Source organism: Aeromonas sp. 130281 (assembly GCF_056642115.1).
The window spans coordinates 167,840-190,309 of record NZ_JBWVQS010000007.1 but is presented as its reverse complement, the minus strand read 5'-3'; the positions used below and the strand labels follow the sequence as shown (position 1 = coordinate 190,309).

Here is a 22,470-nt window from a genome sequence, read left to right as displayed (position 1 = left end):
ATGATCTATCGGCTGCTCTACAACCTGCTGATCCACCTGGGCCTGCCGCTGGCGCTGCTGGCGCTCTACAAGCCCAAAAAAGGCAAGCCCGGCTTCGGCAAGCGCTGGGCCGAGCACCTGGGACGGGCTCCTGCCACCGGGCAGGAGGCGCCACTCTGGATCCATGCGGTGAGCGTGGGGGAGACGCTGGCCATCAGCCCCTTCATCCGCGCCCTCAAGGCGGAGCAGCCCTCCTTGCCCATACTGCTCACCACCACCACCCGCACCGGCGCCGAGCAGGCGGCCAAGCTCGGGGATCTGGTGGTGCACCGCTATGCGCCCCTGGACTACCCCTGGGCCGTCTCGGCGTTTCTGGCCACCTTCAAGCCCCGCGCCCTCTGGGTGATGGAAACCGAGCTGTGGCCGAACTGGCTGGCGGCCTGCGAGGCGCGCCACCTGCCGGTGACCATACTCAATGCCCGGCTCTCCGAGCGATCCTGCCAGCGCTATGCCCGCTTCCAGGGCGCCTTCGATGCCCTCAGTCGCCCGCTGACTCACCTGCTGTGCCAGCACCAGGACGACGCGGATCGCTTCCATCGTCTGGGGATCGGCCGCGAGCGGCTGGCGGTGACCGGCTCCATCAAGTTCGACATCCAGTTTGGCGACGAGGTACAGGCCAGGGGCCGCGCCCTGCGCCAGCAGCTTGGACAGGAGCGGCCGGTCTGGATCGCCGCCAGCACCCATCAGGGAGAGGACGAGCAGGTGCTGGCCGCCTTCGATAGGGTGCTCAAGGTACATCCGTCTGCCTTGCTTATCCTGGTGCCGCGCCACCCCGAGCGCTTTGCCCGGGTGGCCGAGCTGTGCGCCCCCTACGGCTGCGTGCGGCGCACGGCGGGCAGTGCGGTCGGCGAGAGCGACAAAATCTACCTGGGCGACACCATGGGCGAGTTGCCGCTGATGCTGGCGGCCGCCGATCTGGCCTTCGTCGGCGGCAGCCTGGTGAAGATTGGTGGCCACAACCTGCTGGAGCCGGCGGCGCTCGGCAAACCCTGCCTGACCGGCCCCGCCTACTTCAACTTCAGCGACATCACCCGCCAGCTGGTGGCTCAGGGGGGGGCCGCCGTGGTGGCGGACGCCGATGCCCTGGGCGACAAGGTGAATACACTGCTCGGCGATGCGGGCGCCCGCCGCCAGATGGGGGAGCAGGCCCGTGCCGTGGTGCTGCGCAACCAGGGGGCGCTGGCGCGCACCCTGTCCCACTGCCTCGCCGCACTGGAAAACGACTAGCGCGGGTGGCCCTGGTGGCCACCCCGTGCCTTATCCTGCACCCACCTGTCGTCCCGCCTCCTCCCGGGGCAGGGGCAAACGCCGCAGGCAATCCGGCCTGCTTTCCTTTATGCTCTGCCCTTTGCCCTGACCCTGTGATGCCCCGATGAACCGCGCTCCCCTGCTGCTGATGATACTGGTCACCCTGCTGGCCGCCGCTGGCTGGCTCTTCTCGAAAGAGGCTATTCGCGAACTGCCCACCGCCGCCTTTATCGGCAGCCGCTTCCTGCTGGCCGCCCTGCTGCTGTTGCCACTGGCCTGGCTGCGCGAGCCGCCCCCCAGCCGTTCGCAACTGCTGCGCGCCGCCGGCTGCGGCACCCTGCTCGGGGCCAGCCTGCTGTTCTGGGTCACCGCCATCAGCCAGAGCGATGCCCTGGGCAGCGGCGCCTTCATCATGAGCGTGGCCACCCTGATGGCGCCGCTCGCCGCCTGGGCCGCCTTCAAGGCCAGACCCGGCCGCCACTACTGGTTCACCCTGCCCGTCGCCGTGGCCGGCCTGCTGCTGCTCTCCAGCAGCACCCACTGGGGCGTGTCGCTCTCCCTGTTCTGGTTTCTGGCCGCTGCTGCCACCCTGGGGGTACAGCTCGCGGTGCACCGCCACTTCGCCCAGTCCATTCCCCCCACCTGGCTCACCTGCGTCCAGCTGGCGGTGACCGGCCTGATCGGCACCCTGCTCTCCCTGCTGACCGAGCAGTGGCCCGCCGACATCAGCTCTGGCATCTGGGGCTGGTTTGCCGCCAGCGTCCTGATCGCCACCACCCTGCGCTACTGGCTGCTCACCCACGCCCTGAGCCGGATGACCACGGCCCACGCCGCCCTGCTGATGCTGCTGGAACCGGTCTGGACCCTGATCCTGAGCACCCTCTTCTATGACGAGCCCCTGGGCCCTGCCAAGCTGGCCGGCGCCGGCCTGGTGCTGGGGGCCCTGGTGCTCTACCAGCTCCCCCTGCTGCTGCGCAGCCGCAAGCTGAAGTCACCGGTCTGAGCCTGAACCGGCGACGAGCGTGCATGGTTCGGAAAAACGAGAGGGTCTGCATGGCAGACCCTCTCTGCTTCATGGCGAGGGCCGGGCTGGCGTCGCCATAAGCCATACCGTTGATCACACAGGGGATATGACATAAAAAAGCCCCCGGGTGGCGGGGGCTGGTGCATCGATGAGAGGGATCACTCGATGTTGAATTTAATCATTGAGTGTGACTGCTAAATCCCTGTATGTATTGGGTTGTGGTGACTCTTCTTTTGTATTGGGACAACTTTGGGTACACCTTTTTCCACGCTATCACGCACAGGGTGGGCTGGATGCGGAGCTATCCAGGGCAGTGACTAGTTGTCATTTCATTGATAGGATAGCTATTCATCTATCTATTCACCTACCCATTCACGGAGCTATTCAACATCATGTCTACCCGTTCCGACACGATACGCCAGTTGCTCAGCCAAGGGCCGATGCAGACTAGCCAACTAATTGAAATATTAGGGGTTAGTCAGCCGACGGTTTCTCGTGCATTGCGAGAGCTTGGCGATGAAGTCGTCCGAATTGGTGCTGGCCCATCTATTCAATATGCTCTACGTGACACCTATCGAGGCCTCAGACCGGTGCCCATTTACCGTGTCTCCAATGAAGGGCGCGTCAAGTCTCTTGGTGAGCTTATCCCAGTTCGCCCGGGTGGGTTTGTCATGGTGCAGAACAACAACGAGAGTTTCCATAGTGACGGGTTGCCGTGGTGGTTGTACGACATGCGGCCGCAGGGGTACCTCGGACGGGCCTATGCATCGGCGTATGCTGCCGAGCTAGGCTTGCCTGCGAACCCAGAGCAATGGGCTGACGCGGATGTACTCAGGGCATTACTTGCTCATGGGCATGATGCTGTCGGTAACCTGTTGATAGGTGAACAGGCACTAGCCCATTTTTTGGAGATGCCGGAGAGTGCCCCAATTGCTCGCGCCACAGAGTACCCCACAATGGCACAGGCAGCTGGTGCCGGCGAAGCACCTGGTTCATCTGCAGGGGGTGAACAGCCGAAGTTCTGTACCTATACAGACCGTGGTCATGTGCTGGTAAAGTTTTCGGCACCAGAAGATAACCAAATCAGCGAACGTTGGCGCGACCTCCTGCTGGCTGAACATCTGGCGCTGGGAGTACTTGGCGTAGAGACAGTTGTGTTCAATTTCGGGGGGCAGCGCTTTCTTGAGATCCCCCGATTCGACCGGGTTGGTCAGCTGGGGCGTGTCGGTGTGTTCTCCCTCCGGGCGCTTGATGCGGAGTTTGTCGGCAATGCTATGGCCCCCTGGCCGAGCTTAGTCAACAGGCTGATTGCGGAGAAGGTTGTCCATCCTGACGCCTCTGCGGAAACGGCGCGACTTTGGGCATTCGGGATGCTGATTGGTAATACTGATATGCACAACGGCAATCTGTCGTTCATCAGTAGCCATGGTCGTCCGTATCATCTTGCTCCGGCCTACGACATTCTACCTATGGGATTCGCCCCCAAGGCGAGCGGCGCAATGGCGAACGAGCTCACATCGCTGACACTCTCGGACGTTGTCAGTGCGGATACTTGGCGGGAAGCGCTGGGACTAGCCAGAGAGTTCTTTACTAGGGCAAGTGCTTGCGACGGCTTTTCCGCCAACTTCACCCCATGCCTTGAGGCGATTGGCCGGCACATAAACGAGGCAGGCTCGCGCATTGAGCGCCTGGGATAACATGGCGTGACCGGACGAAAATGCCTTCTCACTCGATTGCGTCCGGTCACGACAACAGCCCCTCGACAGTTTCCTTTTTTCAGTTTTCTGAATCCCCGAAAAAATCCGTCACCCCTTGCTGGACAGGGTTTTCAGCCTCATAGCCATGCCACGAAATCCGTGAGTATATCGTGATCAAATTCCACGAAAATTGAATTAATTATTTAAAATCAATTGCATACGGTTTTGGCATGATTTCCATTTTTTGCAATTTATTTCAATTTTTTCAATGCTTTCAGTTTTGGTTTTGACCCTAAACCCCAGGCGTGGCGCGGCCTGGCAGTATGGAATTGCGGTATCTGGTTTTTGCAAAATTTTTACTCACACAGCCGGAAGGCGGGAGCGGAAGAGCGCGGATTCTTTGGTGTCGTGGATTCCGTGGAAATGGTTGGCCGGGATTCTTCTACGACGTTCCTGAGCTGAGCCCATACCCTGGCACTTGGCAACGGGTGAGAGCGTTATAGGGCCGTTGAGGCATTTTAGGATGTTTGAATCGCCCCGCCTTGACCGGATAGGTCTTGGCCCAGCCGACCCGGGAGCGGATGGTGGTTTGGCGGCCACTTGGCAAGGTGTCTGCCAGCTGTTCCGGGGTGAAGGTATAGTGTTGGCAAACTTGCGCGAATACGTCCCTAAGGGGGCGGGCATGACTATCGGCCAGCACCTTGAGCACCGCAGGCATCATGGCTTCATAACTGGGTAGATTCATGGCGAGCAGGGACTCGTTGAAAGGCAGTCACCTATCTTGCCACAAGCGGCCCGACTGGGGCCATGCCGTTGATCACACCGGGGATATGACATAAAAAAGCCCCCGGGTGGCGGGGGCTGGTGCATCGGCGAGAGGGATCACTCGATGTTTTGAATTTGCTCGCGCATCTGTTCGATGAGGACTTTCAGCTCGACGGCGGACTGGGTCACCTCGGCGTTGATGGACTTTGAACCCAGGGTGTTCGACTCGCGGTTGAACTCCTGCATCATGAAGTCGAGGCGACGGCCGCAGGCGCCCCCCTTCTTCATGATCTTGATGGTCTCGCCGATGTGCATCTCCAGGCGGTCCAGCTCTTCGGCCACGTCGATCTTCTGGGCCAGCAGCACGATCTCCTGTTCGATGCGGGCCGGATCCAGCTCCACCTTGGCCTCGGCCAGGCGGTCGGTGAGCTTCTGGCGCTGCCACTCGATGATCTGCGGCAGGTGCTCGCGCACCTTCTTCACTTCCACCTGGATGCCGTCCAGGCGCTGCTGGATCAGTGCCTTGAGGTTGGCCCCTTCGCTGGCGCGGGAGGCGAGGAACTCTTCCATGGTCAGATCGAAACCGCCGAGCAGCTCGGTGGCGACCGCGTCCATGTCCTGCTCGGCGGCGGCCATGACACCCGGCCAGCGCAGCACGTCCACCGGGTTGAGCTGGCCCTGGCCTGCCTCTTTCATTACCCAATTGGCGCTGTCGATGATGAGTTTGGCCAGCTCTTCATTGATATGCAGCTGGCTGGCGGCGGCTTGCGCTGCCTCGAACCTCAGGTTGCACTCCACCTTGCCGCGCTGCAGCTTGGCACGGAAACGCTCACGCAGCACCGGCTCCAGGCTGCGCAGCTGCTCCGGCAGGCGGATATAGGTTTCCAGATAGCGCTGGTTGACCGAACGAATTTCCCAAACGGCTGTGCCCCAGTCGCCCTTGAATTCCTTGCGGGCGTAGGCGGTCATGCTGTGAATCATTGATTGTTCCGGGCTTGATGAAGTGTGCGGCCAGTATACTCAGCCAGGCTTACCCCGTCAGCCGATGCAGTGGTTTTAGCGGCTGATATTTGGGGCGGGATCACTTATAATCCCCCGCCAATTTGAGCCAGCCCAGAGGTCAGTCCCATGTCCCGTCCCAGCGATCGCAGTGCCGCGCAAGTGCGCCCGGTTACCATCACCCGCAACTTCACCAAGCATGCGGAAGGATCTGTGCTGGTGGAGTTCGGCCACACCCGCGTGCTGTGCACCGCCAGCGTCGACACCAGCGTGCCGCGCTTCCTGAAAGGCAAGGGGCAGGGCTGGGTCACCGCCGAGTACGGCATGCTGCCGCGCTCCACCCATTCGCGCATGAACCGCGAGGCGGCTGCCGGCAAGCAGAGCGGCCGCACTCTGGAGATCTCCCGACTGATCGCCCGCTCCCTGCGCGCCGCCGTGGACCTGACCGCGCTGGGCGAGCACTCCATCACGGTGGACTGTGACGTGCTGCAGGCCGACGGCGGCACCCGCACCGCCGCCATCACTGGCGCCTGCGTGGCCCTGGTGGACGCGCTGAACTGGATGGTCGAGAAGGGCATGCTCAAGCAGAGCCCGCTCAAGCAGATGATCGCCGCCGTTTCCGTCGGTATGTATCAGGGCGAAGCCATCTGCGATCTGGAGTATGTGGAAGACTCCGCCGCAGAGACCGACATGAACGTGGTGATGACCGAAGACGGCCGCATCATAGAGGTGCAGGGCACCGCCGAGGCCGAGCCCTTCACCCACGAGGAACTGCTGGCGATGCTGGCGCTGGCCAAGGGCGGCATCGACGACATCATAGCGCTGCAGAAGCAGGCGCTCGCTTGAATTTCTGATTTTAAAAACGCGGCATCGACCGCGTTTTTTTATACCCCCACACCAGTTAACGACAAGCCAAGCAAGGAGCCAGAATGAAAGCCTACCAGCGTCAATTTATCGAGTTCGCCCTGGAGAAACAGGTTCTCAAATTCGGTGAGTTCACCCTGAAATCCGGCCGCAAGAGCCCCTACTTCTTCAACGCCGGCCTGTTCAACAGCGGCCGCGATCTGGCCCGCCTCGGCCGCTTCTATGCCGCCGCCCTGATGGATGCCGGCATCGAATTCGACGTGCTGTTTGGCCCGGCCTACAAGGGGATCCCCATCGCCTCCGCCACCGCGGTGCAACTGGTGGAGCAGCACGACGTGGACGTGCCCTGGTGCTTCAACCGCAAGGAGGCCAAGGATCACGGCGAGGGCGGCAATCTGGTGGGCAGCCCGCTCAAGGGGCGCATCATGCTGGTGGACGACGTCATCACCGCCGGGACCGCCATCCGCGAATCCATGGATCTGATCCAGGCCAACGGCGCCTCCCTGGCCGGGGTGCTGATCGCCCTGGATCGCCAGGAGAAGGGCAAGGGCGAGCTCTCCGCCATCCAGGAAGTGGAGCGTGACTACGGCGCCCACATCATCGCCATCATCCAGATGAGCGACCTCATCGCCTATCTGGAAGAGAAGCAGGCAGAGCAGCCCGCGCTGGCCGAGCAACTGGCGGCCATGAAGGCCTATCGCGCCCAGTACGGCATCTGACGACCTCGCCTGCCATCATGGCGTCGCCCCTGGCTCGGGGCGGCGCCATTTTTTTATTTTTGATAAAAGCGGGTATCCTGACTTGAGCTTGCCCTTACAGTAAAGGTTAGGGTTTGGTCATTGGCGCATTTTCTGGCCGAGGGGTTCCGAGGAGGAACAACATGACTACCCAGATTCAAGATCCCATCCATCTTCAGTTGCCGCTCAGCGGCATGAGCTGCGCCAACTGCGCCAGCCGCATCACCGCCGCCCTCAATCAACTCGACGGGGTGCAGGCCAGCGTCAACTTCGCACTGGAGCAGGCGGCCATCGAGCTTGCCAGCAGCGATCGCCTGCCCGCTGTGCTGGACAGCATAGCCGCGCAGGGCTACGGCTATGGCAGCGAATCCGTGTCGTTTCAAATCAGTGGCATGACCTGCGCCGGTTGTTCGGCTCGGCTGAACAAGATGCTGACTGCGCTGCCCGGCGTCATCTCGGCCGAGGTCAATTTCTCCCTCGAGCAGGCCCGCATCCTGCTGGTGCCGGGGATGCAGACACCAGCCTCGTTGCGCGAGCATATAGAAGCCCTTGGCTTCGGTGCCCAGCTGGCGCAAGGCTCCGTCAGCCAGCGCCGTCAGCAATTGCTGGCCCGTGAGGCGCAGGAGGCCGCAGCCGCCCGCCAGGCGCTGACTCAGGTGGTGATCTCGGCCCTGCTCACCCTGCCGCTGCTGGTGGGCATGATCGCCATGGCCGGCCTGTTGCCCTGGCACCTGCCCGCCTGGCTGGAGCTGGTGCTCGCCACCCCGGTGCAGTTTTGGGTAGGCAGACGCTTCTATCGCGGCGCCTGGCTCGCATTGCGCAACAGGGCAGCCAATATGGATGTGCTGGTGGTGACCGGCACCAGTGCCGCCTACTTCTACAGCCTCTATCTGTTGCTGACCCTGGGGATGGCCGCCAGCGGCCAGCTCTATTTCGAGGCGAGCGCCATCATCATCACGCTCATTTCGTTGGGAAAACTGCTGGAGGCGAGAGCCCGCCGCAGCACCCAGTCCGCCATTCGCGAGCTGATGGCGCTGCGGCCGGACACAGCCACCGTCTGGCGCGGCCAGGGCTGGCAGAGCGTCGCCATCGACGAGGTGCTGCGCGGCGACAGGCTGCGGGTGCTGGTGGGGGAGCGGGTGCCGGTGGACGGCAAGATCCTGAGCGGTGCGAGCGAGCTGGATGAATCCATTCTCACCGGCGAGAGCCTGCCGGTGCCACGCGCACTGGGGGATGCCGTGCTGGGCGGCGCCATCAACCGCTCCGGCGTGCTGGAGATAGAGGCCACTACCGTGGGTGAAGACTCCAGCCTCAGCAAGATCATCACCCTGGTGGAGCGCGCCCAGATGGGCAAGGCGCCGCTGCAGCAGCTGGTGGACAGGGTCTCCGCCATCTTCGTACCCGTGGTCATGGCCATCGCCCTGTTCACCCTGCTGGCCTGGTATGCCGCCAGCAACGACTTCGGTCAGGCGCTGCTGGCCGCCGTCGCCGTGCTGGTGATCGCCTGCCCCTGCGCCCTCGGCTTGGCGACCCCGGCCGCCATCGTCACCGGCACCGGGGTGGCGGCCCGCCATGGCATTCTGATCAAGGACGTGGATACCCTGCAGAAGGCCCACGCCATCAAGGCGCTGATTTTTGACAAGACCGGCACCCTCACTCAGGGCAGGCCCGTGCTGGCGAGCTGGAGCGGCAGCGACGAACAGTTGCGCCTCGCCGCCGCCCTGCAGCAGGCGAGCGAACACCCGCTGGCACTGGCGATGCGCGAGGCGGTCGGCAAGGAGGTCGCGCTGCCCCAGCCGGAAGCCGTGGAGGTGCGGGTCGGCGCCGGCATCCTCGGCAAGGTGGCCGGCCATTCGGTCGCCATCGGCAACGCCTTCCTGCTGGCCCAGCTCGGCATTGAAGTGCCGGTACAGGATGAACAGCCTGCCGACGGCGCGACCCGGGTCTGGGTCGCCATCGACGGCGTGGCGGTGGCGATCGCCGCCCTGGCCGATACCCTGAGACCCGAAAGCCCCGAGGCCATCGCCACCCTGCGCCAGCGCGGCATCGCCAGCTGGCTGGTGAGCGGCGACGCGCCGGCGCCGGTGGCCCACATTGCCGCCAAGCTGGGGCTGGACGGTGCCTTCGACTCCGTGCTGCCCGCCGGCAAGGTGGAGAAAGTAGAGGCGTTGCGCGCCCGTACCCAGGGCCTGGTGGCCATGGTGGGGGACGGGGTGAACGACGCCCCGGCGCTGGCGGCGGCGGACGTGGGGATCGCCATGGGCTCAGGCTCGGATGTCGCCATGGAAACCGCCTCCATCACCCTCATGCGATCCGACCCGCGGCTGGTGGCCGATGCCATCGACATCTCGGCGGCCACCTGGCGCACCATACAGCAGAACCTGTTCTGGGCCTTCGTGTTCAACATCATCGGCATTCCGCTGGCGGCGCTGGGCTACCTCAGCCCCGAACTGGCGGGGGCGGCCATGGCCCTGAGCAGCATCACGGTATTGAGCAATTCCCTGTTACTGAAACGCTGGCAGCCCAGGGCGGGCAGCCAGCGCCAATCTGAATCTAAGAGGAGTCATCCATGAACATCAGCAAGGTTGCCAAGGCCACTGGGCTGTCCGCCAAGACCATCCGCTACTACGAGAGCATCGGCCTCATCTCGGCGCCGGTGCGCAGTGACAACGGCTATCGCAGCTACACAGACGGCGCCCTGCGGGAGCTGCGTTTCGTCAAGCGGGCGCGGGAGACCGGCTTCAACCTGGAGGAGTGTCAGGAGCTGCTGGCGCTCTACCGGGACGAACACAGGACCAGCGCCCAGGTGAAGAAGCTTGCGCAGGAGAAGATCGTCGATCTGCGTGCCCGCATCGCCGGTCTGCAGGCCATGCTCAGCTCCCTGGAGGAGGTGGTGGGGTGCTGCCACGGAGACGCGAATCCCCAGTGCCCCATACTCGACGAGCTCGAGAAGGGTTGAGGGGGTTGCCGGGCGAGCGCGAGCAGGCTGGAGTGTCCCGGGATCCTGCCGGCGTGGCACGGCGCGTCAGGGGCTGAGTGGCTGCTTAATAGCGGGCGATTGATTGTTGAGCAGGAAAAGGGAGTGGTAGACTGTGCGGCTCTTGTACGGGGAGTACCCAGTTGACCCAGAGTGTGAATCACCAGGTGCGGCGGGCCATCATGGTCCAGCTCTATACCCACGCCTCCTTCAGCCTGCCTTGTCTGGCGCTGCTGGCGATCAGCTGGAGCCTGCTGTTCCACGACTACCTGCCCGCCAGGGAGGCGCTCGGCTGGCTTGGCCTGGTCTTCCTGTTGCTGCTGGGACGCTGGTGGCACCTGCGCTGGCGTCAACCCCGGCTGGCAGAGCTGCCGCTGCCGGTGCTGGAGCGGGAGCTCTTCATCGGGGTGACCATCACCTCCATCATCTGGGCCCTCGGCGTGCTGCTCTACATGGACAGGCTGCCGGACACCTATCGCGCCGCCATGCTGATGCTCACCAGCCTGATCCTCACCGGCAGCGCCATCATGCTGTTCGGCAGTCGCCGCACCCTCTACGGCGCCGTGCTGCCCCTCGGGTTTGCCATGCTGTTCGAGCTCAGCGGCGGCAACGAGCAGGAGCGGATCGTCTCCTGCATGCTGGCGGGTTACCTGTTCGTGTTTCTGCCAACCCTGCTGCGCCGGTTGCGCCGGGATCAGGTGGCTTCCCTCTATCACAGTTTTTCCAACGCCGAACTGGTGGCCGAACTCAAGGCGGTCTCCGAGCATCTCAAGCTCACCTCCCGCCTGGACGGCCTGACCGGCATCGCCAACCGGGCTCACCTGGACGATACCCTGGCGCGGGCCTGGCGCCGCTGTCACCGGGCCAGGGCGCCCCTCTCCCTGGTGCTGGTGGATGTGGACTACTTCAAGCAGTTCAACGATCACTATGGTCATCAGCTGGGGGACCAGTGCCTGCAGCAGGTGGCGAGCCTGCTGGCCGAGGTGTTGCGGCGGGAGGACGATCTGGCCGCCCGTTACGGCGGGGAGGAGTTCGCCCTGCTGCTGCCCTGCACCACCTTGCAGGGGGCCATGCAGATCGCCGAGCAGGTGCGCACGGCCCTGCGCACCCTTGGCATTCCCCACCACAAGTCCCGGGTATCCGGTCGGGTCAGCTGCAGCTTCGGGGTCGCGACCCTGGTGCCGGATCAGCACCACTCCATCGCCGAGCTCATCCAAAAAGCGGATGCGGCCCTCTATCAGGCCAAGCATAATGGCCGGGATCGTATCGAAGTAGCCTTGATGGGTAAGGTTGCCTGAGTTTCACATGACAGATTAAAGAGGTCGTCTATGCAATGTCATCGTATCGAAGAGCTGCTGGAGCTGCTGCAGCCCGCCTGGATCAAGGATCAGGATCTCAGCCTGGTGCAATTCATCGCCAAACTGGCGGCAGAAGCCGGCTATGAGGGCGCCCTGTCCGAGCTGACCGACGACATGCTGATCTACCACCTCAAGATGCGCGAATCCGACAAGCAGGCGATGATCCCGGGCCTGGCCAAGGATCATGTTCCTGACTTCAAGGAAGCCCTGCTCAAGGCCCGCGGCATCAAGTAACCCGGCCACCGGGTTGCCGGAAGAGGAAGGTTTCAAGAGAATCTCCAAAAAGGTCCATAGTCAACTGGCTATGGGCCTTTTTTGTTGCCTGAAATTGCGACGGCACTCGAACTATAGATACATTTAACCCACACAATTAGCAGGCTGTTTAAGATATAATCGGCTTCATAACAATATGAGTGGAGCTATGTGCTGCAATGGCCGACCAGGACAAGATCGATATCAAGGATGTGACCGACAAGAACGTCACCGGGACCTTCAATCCCCACACGTTCAAGGCGGGCGATGACAGGTTCAATCCCGGCAACCGCATCTACGTCAGGTCCCAGACCGGCTACTGGCAGCGGGTGCGCAAGGCCATGGGCTGGTTCTTCGTCGCGCTCTTCGTCACCCTGCCCCTGCTGCGCTACGACGGCCGCCAGGCGGTACTGTTCGATCTGGAGCATCAGCAGTTCCACATCTTCGGCGCCACCATCTGGCCGCAGGATCTGACCCTGCTGGCCTGGGTCTTCATGATCGCCGCCTTCGCCCTCTTCTTCGTCACCACCTTCCTCGGCCGGGTCTGGTGCGGCTATCTCTGCCCCCAGACGGTGTGGACCTTCATGTTCATCTGGTTCGAGGAGAAGCTGGAAGGCGCCGCCAACAAGCGCCGCAAGCTGGATGCCGCCCCCTGGAGTGGCGAGAAGCTGGCCCGCAAGGGCGCCAAGCACCTGGCCTGGATCCTGCTGTCCCTGGGCACCGGCCTCACCTTCGTCGCCTACTTCCAGGATGTGTTCCAGCTGGTGCCTGATTTCTTCACCCTGCAGGCGAGCGGCTGGGTCATCTTCTGGGTGATCTTCTTCGCCGCCTGTACCTACGGCAACGCCGGCTGGATGCGCGCCATCATGTGCATCCACATGTGCCCCTATGCCCGCTTCCAGTCCGCCATGTTCGACAAGGACACCTACATAGTCGGCTACGACACCAAGCGCGGCGAGACCCGTGGCGCCCGTGGCCGCAAGGCCGATCCCAAGGCGCTGGGGCTGGGGGACTGCATCGACTGCGACCTCTGCGTGCAGGTCTGCCCGACCGGCATCGACATCCGCGACGGCCTGCAGTACGAGTGCATCAACTGCGGCGCCTGCGTCGATGCCTGCGATCAGACCATGGATCGGATGGGCTATCCGAAGGGGCTGATCAGCTACACCACAGAGCACAAGCTGGCTCACAACCAGACCCATGTGGCCAGGCCCAAGCTGATCGGCTATGGCCTGGTGATGGTCGTCATGCTGGGGGTCTTCGTCTACAACGCCATGTCCATCATGCCCATGGGGCTCGACATACTGCGGGATCGCAACCAGCTGTTCCGGGAGAACAGCGAGGGGCTCATCGAGAACACCTATACCCTGAAGATCCTCAACAAGACTCTGCAATCCCAGACCTATCAGCTGGATGTGGAAGGGTTGCCGGAGCACCAGTGGTTCGGCCCGCGGGAAGTGACGCTCAAGCCAGGGGAAATCTTCACCCTGCCGGTGAGCCTGGCGGTGGATCCCTTCAACTTGAAGCGGCCGACCCTGGATGTCCAGTTCGTGCTCAAACGGGAAGGGGCCGCACCGGACGACAGCAAGGGCACCCTGCGCCAGCCCAGCAAGTTTATCAGCCGGCTCTGAGGGGTCGTCCCTGGCGGCTGACCCAGCGTGCCACGGGCGTCCGTGGCATGCCCCGGATCGGGATCATGGGCGGCATTGATCGGCTATCTCGGATAGAATGGGGCGCAACAGCGCCCCTTTCTCATGGTGGATGACATGCGTTTCAACTATTCCGACCTCAATCCCGATCTCATCATGGATGCGATCGATCTCAGCGGCCTGCGCATCGACTCCGGTCTCATCGAGCTCAACAGCTATGAAAACCGGGTCTACCAGTTTCAGGATGAGGATCGTCGCCGTTACGTGGTGAAGTTCTACCGCCCCGGTCGCTGGAGCCGGGCCCAGATCCTCGAGGAGCACGAGTTTGCCGCTCGCCTGCGTGAGACGGAGATCCCGGTCGCCGCCCCCATCGCCTTTGCCGGCGAGACCCTGCTGGAGCATCAGGGCTACCCCTTCGCCATCTGGCATAGCGTCGGTGGCCGCCAGTTCGAGGTGGACAACCTGGATCAGCTGGAGTGGGTGGGGCGCTATCTCGGTCGCATCCACAGGGTCGGGGCCAGTCACTCCTTCCACCATCGCGTCCAGCTGGACGTGGAGAGCATGCTGCACGAGCCGCGTCAGCTGCTGGCGGCCGGAGAGTGGGTGCCGAGCGGCCTGGCCAAGCAGTTCTTCGGGGTGCTCGACGAGCTGATCCGCCATGTGGGGGACGCCATGAGCCTGGACGTGGCGCGGATCTCCCTGCACGGGGATTGCCACCCGGGCAACATACTGTGGCGCGACGGCCCCCTGTTCGTCGATCTCGACGATTGCCGCACCGGTCCCGCCATTCAGGATCTCTGGATGATGTTGAGCGGCGAGCGCCACGAGCAGCAGATCCAGCTCGACACCCTGCTGGCCGGCTACGAGGAGTTCATGGAGTTCGACCCGCGGGAGCTGGCGCTGATAGAGCCCCTGCGAGCCATGCGCATCGTCCACTACATGGCCTGGCTGGCCCGGCGCTGGGAGGATCCCGCCTTCCCCCGTCACTTCCCCTGGTTCAATACGGATCACTACTGGCGCCAGCAGATAGCGACCCTGCACGACCAGCTGGAAGCGCTCAAGGCGCCGCCCCTGACGCTGATGCCGAACTGGTAAGCCAGACGGTTCGCGGTACCCGCAGTACGGCCAGCAGGATGCGCTCCAGGCACTGCTGTTGACGCTGATGCCGAACTGGTAAATCAGACAGTTCGCGGTATCCGCAGTACGGCCAGCAGGATGCGCTCCAGGTACTGCCGCTGACGCTGATGCCGGCCGGGCAAGCCCCGGCAACCCGGCTCAGGATGCCGGGGCGAGAGGCTTGGCCACCCGCCTTTGCCATTGACGGCGGGAGGGTGAGGCAATAGGCTTGGACTGCTTCGGTTCGCCGGGCGTGCCTCACAGTGATCCCTTAACAGGAAACGTCATGAAAAAAGTACTATTTTTCCTCGCTGCCATGCTGATGATCCCCATGGTTCACGCCGCCCCGGAATTCAAGGAAGGCGTCAACTATGACGTGGTGACCCAGACCGGCAGCGCCCAACCTGAAGTGCTGGAGTTCTTCTCCTACTTCTGCCCGCACTGCGCCAAGTTCGAGCCGATCGCCGAAGATCTGAAGAAGAGCCTGCCGGAAGGCGTGCCGATGAAGAAGAACCCGGTGGCCTTCCTGGGCCGCGAGATGGGCCCGGAGATGCAACGCGCCTATGCCGTCGCCAACCTGCTGAACGTCGAAGGCAAGCTGACCCCGGTCATCTTCGACAAGATCCACACCCAGCGTCAGGTGCCGCAGAGCCGTGCCGACGTGAAGCAGATCTTCGTGGACAACGGCGTACCGGCCGAAGAGTTTGACGGTGCCGTCGACAGCTTCGCCGTCTCCGGCATGGTCTCCCAGTTCGATCGCAACACCGAGAGCTACAACGTGCGCGGTGTGCCGGCCTTCCTGGTGAACGGCAAATACATGGTGAAGATTGAATCCATCACCTCCCAGGAGCAGTTCAACCAGCTGGTGAAATTCCTGCTGGCCAAGAAAGACTGACCTCTCCCGAGTCGATAAAAAAGCCCGCCGGTGCGAACCGGCGGGCTTTTTGTTGTCTGCTGTTTCCGGGTGTTTACACCCCGATGTGGAAGGCCTGCTTGAGGTTGCGGATGAAGTCCGCGTCCCGGCACAGGGTCTTGCCCGGGCTGTCGGAGATCTTGGCGACCGGGCCGCCGTTGCACTCCATCAGCTTGAAGACGATGTTCATCGGGCTGACGCCGGGCAGATCGCAGGTGAGCTTGGTGCCGATGCCGAAGCTGGAGTTGATGCGGCCACGGAAGTGGCGCAGTAGCTCGACGGCCTTGTCGAGGTTGAGACCATCGGAGAAGACCAGCGTCTTGTCCTTGGGATCTATGCCGAGTCGCTGGTAGTGGCTGATGGCCTTCTCGCCCCACACCACGGGGTCGCCGGAGTCGTGGCGCAGCCCCTGATAGCGGCTGGCCAGCTCGAAATCGAAGTCGCGCAGGAAGGCATCCATGGTGATGCAGTCGGTCAGGGCTATGCCCAGGTGGTTGGTGAACTCGTCGAGCCAGCTGATGAGGGCGGCCCGCTGGCTGTGCTCCAGCGGGAAGCCGAGCTGCTGGTGGGCCTGGAACCACTCGTGGGCCTGGGTGCCCACCGCCGGCAGCCGGTACTTCTGGGCCAGCTGGTAGTTGCTGGTGCCCCGAAATGCCGGCAGCCGCTCCTTGAGACGGCCCACCACCGCATCCTGCACGGCATGGGAGAAGCGGCGGCGGGTGCCGAAGTCGATGAGGTTGAACTCGCTCATCTCTTCGGGGCTGAGTTCCCGCTCCAGCTTGTCGATCTTCTGATCCAGCCGCGCCAGGGCCTGGCTCACCCCGAACTGGGGATAGCGGAAGCGGTTGCGCATCTCGCTGATGATGGCGAGCACCGGGATCTCCCACAGGATCACATCCTGCCAGGGCCCCTCGACCCGCACATTGATGCGGCCATCCTGCTCGAACACCTTGAGCAGGTAGGCATCCAGCGGCTTGCGGCGCAGGTGATCGAGGTAATCGGCGGTGAAGAAGGGGCGCTCGGCCAGGAAATCGAGCTCGGGTTCGGTCAGGCGCAGGGAGCCCGCGAGGCGCAGCTGCTCCTCGATCTCGCCCATCATGGGCAACAGATCTTCCTCGTTGCGGCTGTGGAACTCGGCCACCACCTCGGCATCCGGATAGCGATGGAACACCGCCTGCTGCATGTGCAGCTTGTAGGCATCGGTGTCGAGCAGACTGGTGAGGATGGGTGGCATATCAGACTCCCCGCAGGCGGGCGAACGCCAGCCGCATATGTTGATTGCAGGCGCCGGTATCGGATTGGCGGGAAAAAATGGGTGACATATCAGGCGTCCAGCAGGCGTTGTACATCGACCAGGGTCTGGGCCAGTTCGGCGCCGGCCTCGGTCATCCGGGTGCGGGCCTGGGCCACAGTCTCGGGCGCTATGCCACGGCAGGCATCGAGATGGACGATCACCCGGAAACCGGCGCGGCGCAGCTGCAGCACGCTGGTCTTGACGCAGTAGTCGGTGGCTAGCCCCCCCACCAGCACTGTGCTGACCCCCCGTGCTTGCAGGAATTCGATAAGCCCGGTGCTGCGCCGCTCGGCCAGGTCATGGTAGCAGGCGCCATAGGGATGCAGGTCCGGCTCGACCCCCTTCCAGACGAAGAAGTCATAGTCGATGGGGGCGGGCAGGCCATCGAGCAGTTCGAAGCCCGGGGTGCCCGGCACGCAATGGGCCGGCCAGGTGAGGTCGGCGTTGGGCAGGTCCAGCGGTTGCAGCATGGCGGCGGGGGTTGTCACGACCCAGGCGGCGTTCGCTGGGTGGGCGTCCTTGCTGCCGATTCGCAGGCTGGCGAGGGCGGCCTGCGCGTTGAGAGCGGCCACTATGTCAGCCCCGCCCGCGACGGGCAGCTCGTTCGGGCAGAGGGGAGTGAATCCCTTCTGCGCATCTATATCCAGGCTGGCGATGGTTCCCATGGGTGGCTCCTGCACATAATATTCTTGTGATATTATCTACCAAACATTATTAGAAGGCGAGCAGGTCGACCAGGATGCCGAGAATGAGTCTGGATATGGTGGTGCTGCGGTTGCACGAGGAGCGGCTCGAGCTGCTCCTCGAGACCCGGGATCGCCTCCCCTTTAGCCACTGCTGGCAGCTGCCGGCCCTGCGCATCGACGAGACCCGGGATCGGGATCTGGATGCCGCCCGTCACCGCCTGCTGGGGGAGTGGGGGCTGGGTCATTGCTACAGCGAGCAGGTCTGTACCCTCGGCAATCTGGAACGGGATCCCCGTGGCTGGTCCACTACCCTGGTTTATCTCTGTCTGGTGGAGCCGGAAGCGGAAGCCGTGCGAGGTCATTGGCACCCGCTTGCCGACCTGCCCGACCTGAATCTTGCCTTCGATCACGGCCAGTTGGTCGCCATGGGGCTGGAGCGGCTGCGCATCAAGAGCCGCTACAGCACACTGCCGCTGCAACTGCTGGGGGCCGAGTTCACCCTCTCCGAGGTGCAGCGGGCGTTCGAGATAGTCCTGCAGACCCCCATGAACACGGCGGCGTTTCGCAAGCGGATCCATCGCGCCGACATCCTGGTGGATACCGGCCGCAAGCGCACCGGCAAGCAGAGGCCCGCCATTCTCTACCGGCTGGAGAACCCCTGCTGCGTGATGTTCGATCAGGTGATGCACGGCGCGGAAGCATAAGCCGGTGTCTGCGAAAACCGGATTGTCGCCCGATAGCGGGTCTGGTGCGCGGGCACCCTCACACAGGGAGTGACAGCATGGGAGAGACGGGAATGCACAAGGTGCTGGTGAGTGCCTGCCTGCTGGGCCAGCCGGTACGCTACGACGGTCAGAGCAAGGGGATCGTCAGCGACTGGCTGAAGGCGCTGGGGGCCGAGGGGAGGGCGCTGGCGTTCTGCCCCGAGGTGGCGGGCGGCTTGCCGACGCCGCGCCCGCCTGCCGAGCGGCAGGGCGAGCGGGTGGTGACGATAAGCGGGCTGGATGTAACGGCCGAGTTCGATCGCGGCGCCGAGCTGGCGCTCGGGCTCTGCCTGGCACAGGGCATTCGCTTTGCCCTGCTCAAGGAGGGGAGCCCCTCCTGCGGTAGTGGTCGCATCTACAACGGCCGCTTTGAAGGCGTCTCCATGGTGGGAGAGGGCAAGACCACGGCCCTGCTGCGCCGTCACGGCATTCAGGTGTTCAGCGAGGATCAGTTGCCCGAGCTGGCGTCGGCCCTCTCCCTGGCGGCCACCGCAGCGGGCTCCTGAGCGCGCTGCCACTCTTCCAGAACCTCGTCCTTCTCCTGCCAGCGCTGGTTCAGCCAGGCCTGAAAACCGCGCTTGAACTGCTTGTCGTTGAAGTAGTCCCCCACCAGCGCCTCATCCACCGGCAACTCCTCGATGCGCACCTGAATGCGCTTCATCCGCCCCATCAGGAAGTCCTTGAACGGCGTTTCGCTGTTGTCCGGATAGCGGATGGTGACGTTGATCAGGCTGTCGAACTGCTCCCCCATGGCCGCCAGCGTGAAGGCGAGCCCCGCCGCCTTGGGGGGCATCAGGTGGCGGTAGCGGGAACGGGTCGCCTCTCGCTTCGCCTCGGTGAAGCGGGTCCCCTCCACGAAGTTGATGACTGTGGTGGGGATGTGGCGAAACTTCTCGCAGGCGTGGCGGGTGGTCTCTATGTCCTTGCCCCTCAGGTGCGGGTTGCGCAGCAGAAATTCCCGTGAGTAGCGGCGCATAAAGGGCATGTCGAGCCCCCAGCAGGCGAGCCCCAGCAGCGGTATGTAGATGAGCTCGTGCTTCATGAAGAACTTGGGCACCGGCAGCCTGTCCCGGAACAGATGGCCCAGCACCACTATGTCGGTCCAGCTCATGTGGTTGCTGATGATGAGGTACCAGCCATCCTTGCGCAGCCGGGTCTCATCCTCGAGCTGCCAGTCGATGCGGGTGGTGAGGCGGATCACCAGGGCGTTGCAACCCAGCCACAGCCTCATGAAGCCATTGTTGAGCCGGCTGCAGGCACGGCCGAAAGCTGGGATGGGCAACAGCAATTTCCCTAGGGAGACCAGCAGGATCAGGCTGGCGCACAGGGCGGTGAACAATATGGTCAGGCCGGCGCTGATGAGCAGCACCAGGGGGCCGGGGAGCAGGCTTAGCATGGGCGTCGTTTACTGCGTCTCGTCCGCCAGCAGCTGACCCAGGGTCTGGTCTTTCTCGCGCCAGATCCCGTTCAGCCACTGTTGAAACTCTTGTTGGAACTCGGGGTCATTGAAGTAATCCCCCACCAGATTGCGTTCGATCGGCAGAAAGCGGACCCGAACCTTGATCTCCTTGACCCGACCGCACATGAAGTCCCAGTAGCTGGGGATGCCGCCCGGATAGGCGATGGTCACATCCACCAGCTTGTGCAGTTGATCCCCCATGGCCGCCAGGGTGAAGGCGATGCCGCCAGCCCTCGGGTGCAGCAGGTGGCGATAGGGCGCGCCCTGTTTGTCGTGCTTGTGGGCGGTGAAGCGGGTGCCCTCCACGAAGTTCATCACACTCACCGGAATGTGGCGGAACTTGGCACAGGCCTTGCGCGTCGTTTCTATGTCTTTTCCCTTCAGATGCGGCTTCTTTTCCAGCAAGCTGCGTGAATATCGCCGCATGAAGGGGAAGTCCAGCGCCCACCAGGCCAGACCGAGAAAAGGTACCCAAATCAGTTCTTTCTTGAGGAAAAACTTCAGGAAGGGAATTTTTTGATTAAAAATCCGCTGCAGTACCAGTATGTCGACCCAGGATTGATGGTTGGCAACCACCATATACCACTCATTCCGGCGCCCTTTGTCCACTCCGACCACCTCGAAAGGGGTTCTGATGATGGTTTTCTGGATCAGGTTGTTGAAACCTATCCAGCAGCTGGCACAGCCGTCCAGCAGGGCGTTGCAGAGGGTGCGCCAGCCCTTGAGCGGCAGCAGCAGCTTGACGAGGCCGAGCAGCAGTATGGGGACAAACCAGAAGAGGGTGTTGAGGAAATAGAGCAGGGTCGAGAGGCAGCCGCGCAGCCGCTCTATCAGCTTGTTGTGCATGAATCGGATCCGTTTTCGTGTCTGTGGGTGGCAACCAGGTGGTCAGATCTGTGGCCATAATATCAGCCGATCCGGCGCTAGACCATGAATGCACCGCATTGACGCCGGGATCGCCTCGCCATCATGTCGCGATCACTGGCCGCTGCGCAGCCGTGACAGCAGCCTGTCCATGGCCCTGTAACCGAGCGCCTCGATGAGATGCTCCTTCTCGATGGCGGGGCTCCCCGCCAGATCCGCTATGGTGCGCGACACCCGCAGTATGCGGTGCCAGGCGCGGATGCTGAGCCCCAGCTTCTGGATGGCGTTCTCCAGAAATTCGGCATCTTGCGGCGATAATCGGCAAATATCCTCTATCTCACGACTATCAAGCAGGTTGTTGAGTTTACCGTTGCGGCTTTGCATGCGCTCCCGCGCCGCCAGTACCCGATCGCGGATCTGCCGGCTAGACTCCCCCCGCTCCGCCTTGCCGGTCAGGCTCCCCTTGGGCAGCAGCGGCACCTCCACCGTCAGATCGAACCGATCGAGGAAGGGGCCCGAGAGCTTGCCGAGGTAGCGCAGTATCTGATCCGGGCTGGAGCGGGTCTGGCCGTCCCCGTAGTGGCCGCAGGGGCTGGGGTTCATGGCGCCCACCAGCTGGAAGCGGGCGGGGAAGTCCACCTGGCGGGCGGCGCGGCTGATGGTGATGTGGCCCGTCTCCAGCGGCTCTCGCAGGGAGTCCAGCACCTTGCGTTCGAACTCAGGCAACTCGTCGAGAAACAGCACCCCGTTGTGGGCCAGGGAGATTTCCCCTGGCCTCGGGTGGCTGCCGCCCCCCACCAGGGCCACTGCCGAGGCGCTGTGGTGCGGCGTGCGATAGGGCCTGTGATGCCAGTGGCCGGCGCGGGGGGTGAGGCCGCCGATGGAGTGGATGGCGGCGGTCTGCTGCGCCTCCTGCTCGCTCAGCGGCGGCAGTATGCCGGGCAATCGGCTCGCCAGCATGCTCTTGCCGGTGCCGGGCGGGCCGATGAACAGCAGGTTGTGGCTGCCGGCGGCGGCGATTTCCAGCGCCCGCTTGGCCTGGGACTGGCCGATCACGTCCTGCAGATCCGGCACGTCGGGCAGGGCGTCCGTGGTCTGGGGTTCCGGCAGGGGCAGTTCGTACTGGCCCGCCAGCCAGGCGGTGACGGACAGCAGCTGGTGGGCGGTGCGCACCTCGGCATCCTGGATGAGGGAGGCTTCCGGGCCGTTCTCCCGCGGCACCAGCAGGGTGCGCCCCGCGTCGCGGCAGGCGAGCACGGCGGGCAGCACCCCGAGCACGGGACGGATCTCGCCGGTCAGGGCCAGCTCCCCCAAAAATTCGTGATCGAGCAGGTATGTTGCCGGTATTTGCTTGGAAGCGGCGAGAATGCCGATGGCGATGGCCAGATCGAAACGGCCTCCCTCCTTGGGCAGATCGGCGGGGGCCAGGTTGACCGTGATGTGCTTGGAGGGGAACTCGAAGTTGCCGTTGAGCAGGGCGCTGCGCACCCGATCCCGCGACTCCTTCACCGAGGTTTCCGGCAGGCCCACCATGTTGAAGGCGGGCAGCCCGTTGGATAAATGGACTTCCACCGTGACTTGCGGCGCCGCGATCCCCAGGCTGGCACGGCTATAAACCACAGCTAATGACATAAATCCCGTCCTTGGTTTGATGTATGTGCTGGTTAACCGTTTTTTATTAGTTTTTTGTTCCAGAGAGCAGCTTGCCGAACAGTAAAAATCAGAGTCTTGTCAGGTAAAAAATGCTTGCCCAATAAAAATCACC

21 protein-coding genes are annotated in these 22,470 nt (G+C 63.2%); 14 read left to right on the top strand and 7 right to left on the bottom strand.

All coding sequences use genetic code 11. The features are described from left to right. From waaA to yjjJ, 3 genes are all read left to right on the top strand, one after another. Positions 1–1,266 (top strand): lipid IV(A) 3-deoxy-D-manno-octulosonic acid transferase, encoded by a 1,266-nt coding sequence (waaA, locus tag AC1IN8_RS17610; RefSeq protein ID WP_479759899.1) that lies wholly within the window; start codon positions 1–3, stop codon positions 1,264–1,266. A gap of 145 nt (positions 1,267–1,411) precedes the next feature. Next, positions 1,412–2,290 carry a DMT family transporter gene (locus AC1IN8_RS17605; protein ID WP_479759897.1) on the top strand — a complete coding sequence of 293 codons (879 nt, stop codon included), beginning with the start codon at positions 1,412–1,414 and terminating at the stop codon, positions 2,288–2,290. A 413-nt stretch (positions 2,291–2,703) separates the two neighbouring features. Next, entirely contained in the window at positions 2,704–4,008 is a 1,305-nt protein-coding gene (gene yjjJ / locus AC1IN8_RS17600) for a type II toxin-antitoxin system HipA family toxin YjjJ (protein ID WP_479759895.1), read from the top strand. A gap of 442 nt (positions 4,009–4,450) precedes the next feature. Here the strand turns inward: yjjJ and AC1IN8_RS17595 are convergent, their stop codons facing one another. Both AC1IN8_RS17595 and AC1IN8_RS17590 read right to left on the bottom strand, forming a co-directional pair. Further along, entirely contained in the window at positions 4,451–4,726 is a 276-nt protein-coding gene (locus tag AC1IN8_RS17595) for a winged helix-turn-helix domain-containing protein (protein WP_479759922.1), read from the bottom strand. Positions 4,727–4,890: 164 nt separating this feature from the next. After that, entirely contained in the window at positions 4,891–5,754 is an 864-nt protein-coding gene (locus tag AC1IN8_RS17590) for a YicC/YloC family endoribonuclease (RefSeq protein ID WP_479759893.1), read from the bottom strand. A gap of 147 nt (positions 5,755–5,901) precedes the next feature. Between AC1IN8_RS17590 and rph the strand changes: the two genes are divergently transcribed. The 9 genes from rph (at position 5,902) to AC1IN8_RS17545 (ending at position 15,620) form a co-directional block, all read left to right on the top strand. Continuing rightward, positions 5,902–6,618, top strand: a complete 717-nt coding sequence (gene rph / locus AC1IN8_RS17585) for a ribonuclease PH (RefSeq protein WP_041997563.1) — start codon at positions 5,902–5,904, stop codon at positions 6,616–6,618. A gap of 83 nt (positions 6,619–6,701) precedes the next feature. Next, entirely contained in the window at positions 6,702–7,355 is a 654-nt protein-coding gene (gene pyrE, locus AC1IN8_RS17580; protein WP_043128766.1) for an orotate phosphoribosyltransferase, read from the top strand. A gap of 161 nt (positions 7,356–7,516) precedes the next feature. Next, positions 7,517–9,946, top strand: coding sequence for a heavy metal translocating P-type ATPase (locus tag AC1IN8_RS17575; protein WP_479759890.1), 2,430 nt, complete (start codon positions 7,517–7,519; stop codon positions 9,944–9,946). Next, positions 9,943–10,332 carry a Cu(I)-responsive transcriptional regulator gene (gene cueR, locus AC1IN8_RS17570; protein WP_005323722.1) on the top strand — a complete coding sequence of 130 codons (390 nt, stop codon included), beginning with the start codon at positions 9,943–9,945 and terminating at the stop codon, positions 10,330–10,332. The genes AC1IN8_RS17575 and cueR overlap by 4 nt, the downstream gene beginning before the upstream one ends. Positions 10,333–10,493: 161 nt before the next feature. Beyond that, positions 10,494–11,648, top strand: a complete 1,155-nt coding sequence (locus tag AC1IN8_RS17565; protein ID WP_162519267.1) for a GGDEF domain-containing protein — start codon at positions 10,494–10,496, stop codon at positions 11,646–11,648. Positions 11,649–11,678: 30 nt separating this feature from the next. After that, positions 11,679–11,942 (top strand): YihD family protein, encoded by a 264-nt coding sequence (locus AC1IN8_RS17560; protein WP_139438101.1) that lies wholly within the window; start codon positions 11,679–11,681, stop codon positions 11,940–11,942. A gap of 197 nt (positions 11,943–12,139) precedes the next feature. After that, on the top strand, positions 12,140–13,591 hold the full coding sequence (ccoG, locus tag AC1IN8_RS17555) for a cytochrome c oxidase accessory protein CcoG (RefSeq protein WP_139438098.1): 1,452 nt from the start codon (positions 12,140–12,142) through the stop codon (positions 13,589–13,591). A 123-nt stretch (positions 13,592–13,714) separates the two neighbouring features. Continuing rightward, a complete protein-coding gene (locus AC1IN8_RS17550) occupies positions 13,715–14,704 on the top strand; it encodes a serine/threonine protein kinase (protein ID WP_139438096.1) in 990 nt (329 codons plus the stop codon). 307 nt (positions 14,705–15,011) lie between these two features. Next, positions 15,012–15,620 carry a thiol:disulfide interchange protein DsbA/DsbL gene (locus AC1IN8_RS17545; RefSeq protein ID WP_139438094.1) on the top strand — a complete coding sequence of 203 codons (609 nt, stop codon included), beginning with the start codon at positions 15,012–15,014 and terminating at the stop codon, positions 15,618–15,620. A 73-nt stretch (positions 15,621–15,693) separates the two neighbouring features. On the opposite strand, the gene pncB is transcribed toward AC1IN8_RS17545, so the two are convergent. Both pncB and AC1IN8_RS17535 read right to left on the bottom strand, forming a co-directional pair. Then, on the bottom strand, positions 15,694–16,872 hold the full coding sequence (gene pncB / locus AC1IN8_RS17540) for a nicotinate phosphoribosyltransferase (RefSeq protein ID WP_479759888.1): 1,179 nt from the start codon (positions 16,870–16,872) through the stop codon (positions 15,694–15,696). 89 nt (positions 16,873–16,961) lie between these two features. Continuing rightward, positions 16,962–17,597, bottom strand: a complete 636-nt coding sequence (locus AC1IN8_RS17535; RefSeq protein ID WP_342058850.1) for a nicotinamidase — start codon at positions 17,595–17,597, stop codon at positions 16,962–16,964. A 74-nt stretch (positions 17,598–17,671) separates the two neighbouring features. On the opposite strand from AC1IN8_RS17535, the gene AC1IN8_RS17530 reads away from it, so the two are divergent. Continuing rightward, the gene (locus AC1IN8_RS17530; protein WP_479759886.1) at positions 17,672–18,322 is read left to right on the top strand and encodes an NUDIX hydrolase; all 651 of its coding nucleotides are present in this window, start codon (positions 17,672–17,674) and stop codon (positions 18,320–18,322) included. Positions 18,323–18,399: 77 nt separating this feature from the next. After that, positions 18,400–18,888: a 2-thiouracil desulfurase family protein gene (locus AC1IN8_RS17525; RefSeq protein WP_479759884.1), complete on the top strand. Its 489-nt coding sequence runs from the start codon at positions 18,400–18,402 to the stop codon at positions 18,886–18,888. On the opposite strand, the gene AC1IN8_RS17520 is transcribed toward AC1IN8_RS17525, so the two are convergent. From AC1IN8_RS17520 to AC1IN8_RS17510, 3 genes are all read right to left on the bottom strand, one after another. After that, positions 18,831–19,778 carry an acyltransferase gene (locus tag AC1IN8_RS17520; protein ID WP_319913886.1) on the bottom strand — a complete coding sequence of 316 codons (948 nt, stop codon included), beginning with the start codon at positions 19,776–19,778 and terminating at the stop codon, positions 18,831–18,833. The genes AC1IN8_RS17525 and AC1IN8_RS17520 overlap by 58 nt on opposite strands. A gap of 9 nt (positions 19,779–19,787) precedes the next feature. Continuing rightward, positions 19,788–20,687, bottom strand: a complete 900-nt coding sequence (locus AC1IN8_RS17515) for an acyltransferase (protein ID WP_479759882.1) — start codon at positions 20,685–20,687, stop codon at positions 19,788–19,790. 132 nt (positions 20,688–20,819) lie between these two features. Continuing rightward, on the bottom strand, positions 20,820–22,337 hold the full coding sequence (locus tag AC1IN8_RS17510; protein WP_479759880.1) for a YifB family Mg chelatase-like AAA ATPase: 1,518 nt from the start codon (positions 22,335–22,337) through the stop codon (positions 20,820–20,822). Between the last annotated feature and the right edge of the window lie 133 nt (positions 22,338–22,470).

What these genes read in the sequence shown, in the direction of transcription:
- waaA (WP_479759899.1), top strand. Translation starts at nt 1, where the DNA reads ATGATCTATCGGCTGCTCTACAACCTGCTGATCCACCTGGGCCTGCCG.
- AC1IN8_RS17605 (WP_479759897.1), top strand. Translation starts at nt 1,412, where the DNA reads ATGAACCGCGCTCCCCTGCTGCTGATGATACTGGTCACCCTGCTGGCC.
- yjjJ (WP_479759895.1), top strand. Translation starts at nt 2,704, where the DNA reads ATGTCTACCCGTTCCGACACGATACGCCAGTTGCTCAGCCAAGGGCCG.
- AC1IN8_RS17595 (WP_479759922.1), bottom strand. Translation starts at nt 4,726, where the DNA reads ATGCCTGCGGTGCTCAAGGTGCTGGCCGATAGTCATGCCCGCCCCCTT.
- AC1IN8_RS17590 (WP_479759893.1), bottom strand. Translation starts at nt 5,754, where the DNA reads ATGATTCACAGCATGACCGCCTACGCCCGCAAGGAATTCAAGGGCGAC.
- rph (WP_041997563.1), top strand. Translation starts at nt 5,902, where the DNA reads ATGTCCCGTCCCAGCGATCGCAGTGCCGCGCAAGTGCGCCCGGTTACC.
- pyrE (WP_043128766.1), top strand. Translation starts at nt 6,702, where the DNA reads ATGAAAGCCTACCAGCGTCAATTTATCGAGTTCGCCCTGGAGAAACAG.
- AC1IN8_RS17575 (WP_479759890.1), top strand. Translation starts at nt 7,517, where the DNA reads ATGACTACCCAGATTCAAGATCCCATCCATCTTCAGTTGCCGCTCAGC.
- cueR (WP_005323722.1), top strand. Translation starts at nt 9,943, where the DNA reads ATGAACATCAGCAAGGTTGCCAAGGCCACTGGGCTGTCCGCCAAGACC.
- AC1IN8_RS17560 (WP_139438101.1), top strand. Translation starts at nt 11,679, where the DNA reads ATGCAATGTCATCGTATCGAAGAGCTGCTGGAGCTGCTGCAGCCCGCC.
- ccoG (WP_139438098.1), top strand. Translation starts at nt 12,140, where the DNA reads ATGGCCGACCAGGACAAGATCGATATCAAGGATGTGACCGACAAGAAC.
- AC1IN8_RS17550 (WP_139438096.1), top strand. Translation starts at nt 13,715, where the DNA reads ATGGTGGATGACATGCGTTTCAACTATTCCGACCTCAATCCCGATCTC.
- AC1IN8_RS17545 (WP_139438094.1), top strand. Translation starts at nt 15,012, where the DNA reads ATGAAAAAAGTACTATTTTTCCTCGCTGCCATGCTGATGATCCCCATG.
- pncB (WP_479759888.1), bottom strand. Translation starts at nt 16,872, where the DNA reads ATGCCACCCATCCTCACCAGTCTGCTCGACACCGATGCCTACAAGCTG.
- AC1IN8_RS17535 (WP_342058850.1), bottom strand. Translation starts at nt 17,597, where the DNA reads ATGGGAACCATCGCCAGCCTGGATATAGATGCGCAGAAGGGATTCACT.
- AC1IN8_RS17530 (WP_479759886.1), top strand. Translation starts at nt 17,672, where the DNA reads ATGCCGAGAATGAGTCTGGATATGGTGGTGCTGCGGTTGCACGAGGAG.
- AC1IN8_RS17525 (WP_479759884.1), top strand. Translation starts at nt 18,400, where the DNA reads ATGGGAGAGACGGGAATGCACAAGGTGCTGGTGAGTGCCTGCCTGCTG.
- AC1IN8_RS17520 (WP_319913886.1), bottom strand. Translation starts at nt 19,778, where the DNA reads ATGCTAAGCCTGCTCCCCGGCCCCCTGGTGCTGCTCATCAGCGCCGGC.
- AC1IN8_RS17515 (WP_479759882.1), bottom strand. Translation starts at nt 20,687, where the DNA reads ATGCACAACAAGCTGATAGAGCGGCTGCGCGGCTGCCTCTCGACCCTG.
- AC1IN8_RS17510 (WP_479759880.1), bottom strand. Translation starts at nt 22,337, where the DNA reads ATGTCATTAGCTGTGGTTTATAGCCGTGCCAGCCTGGGGATCGCGGCG.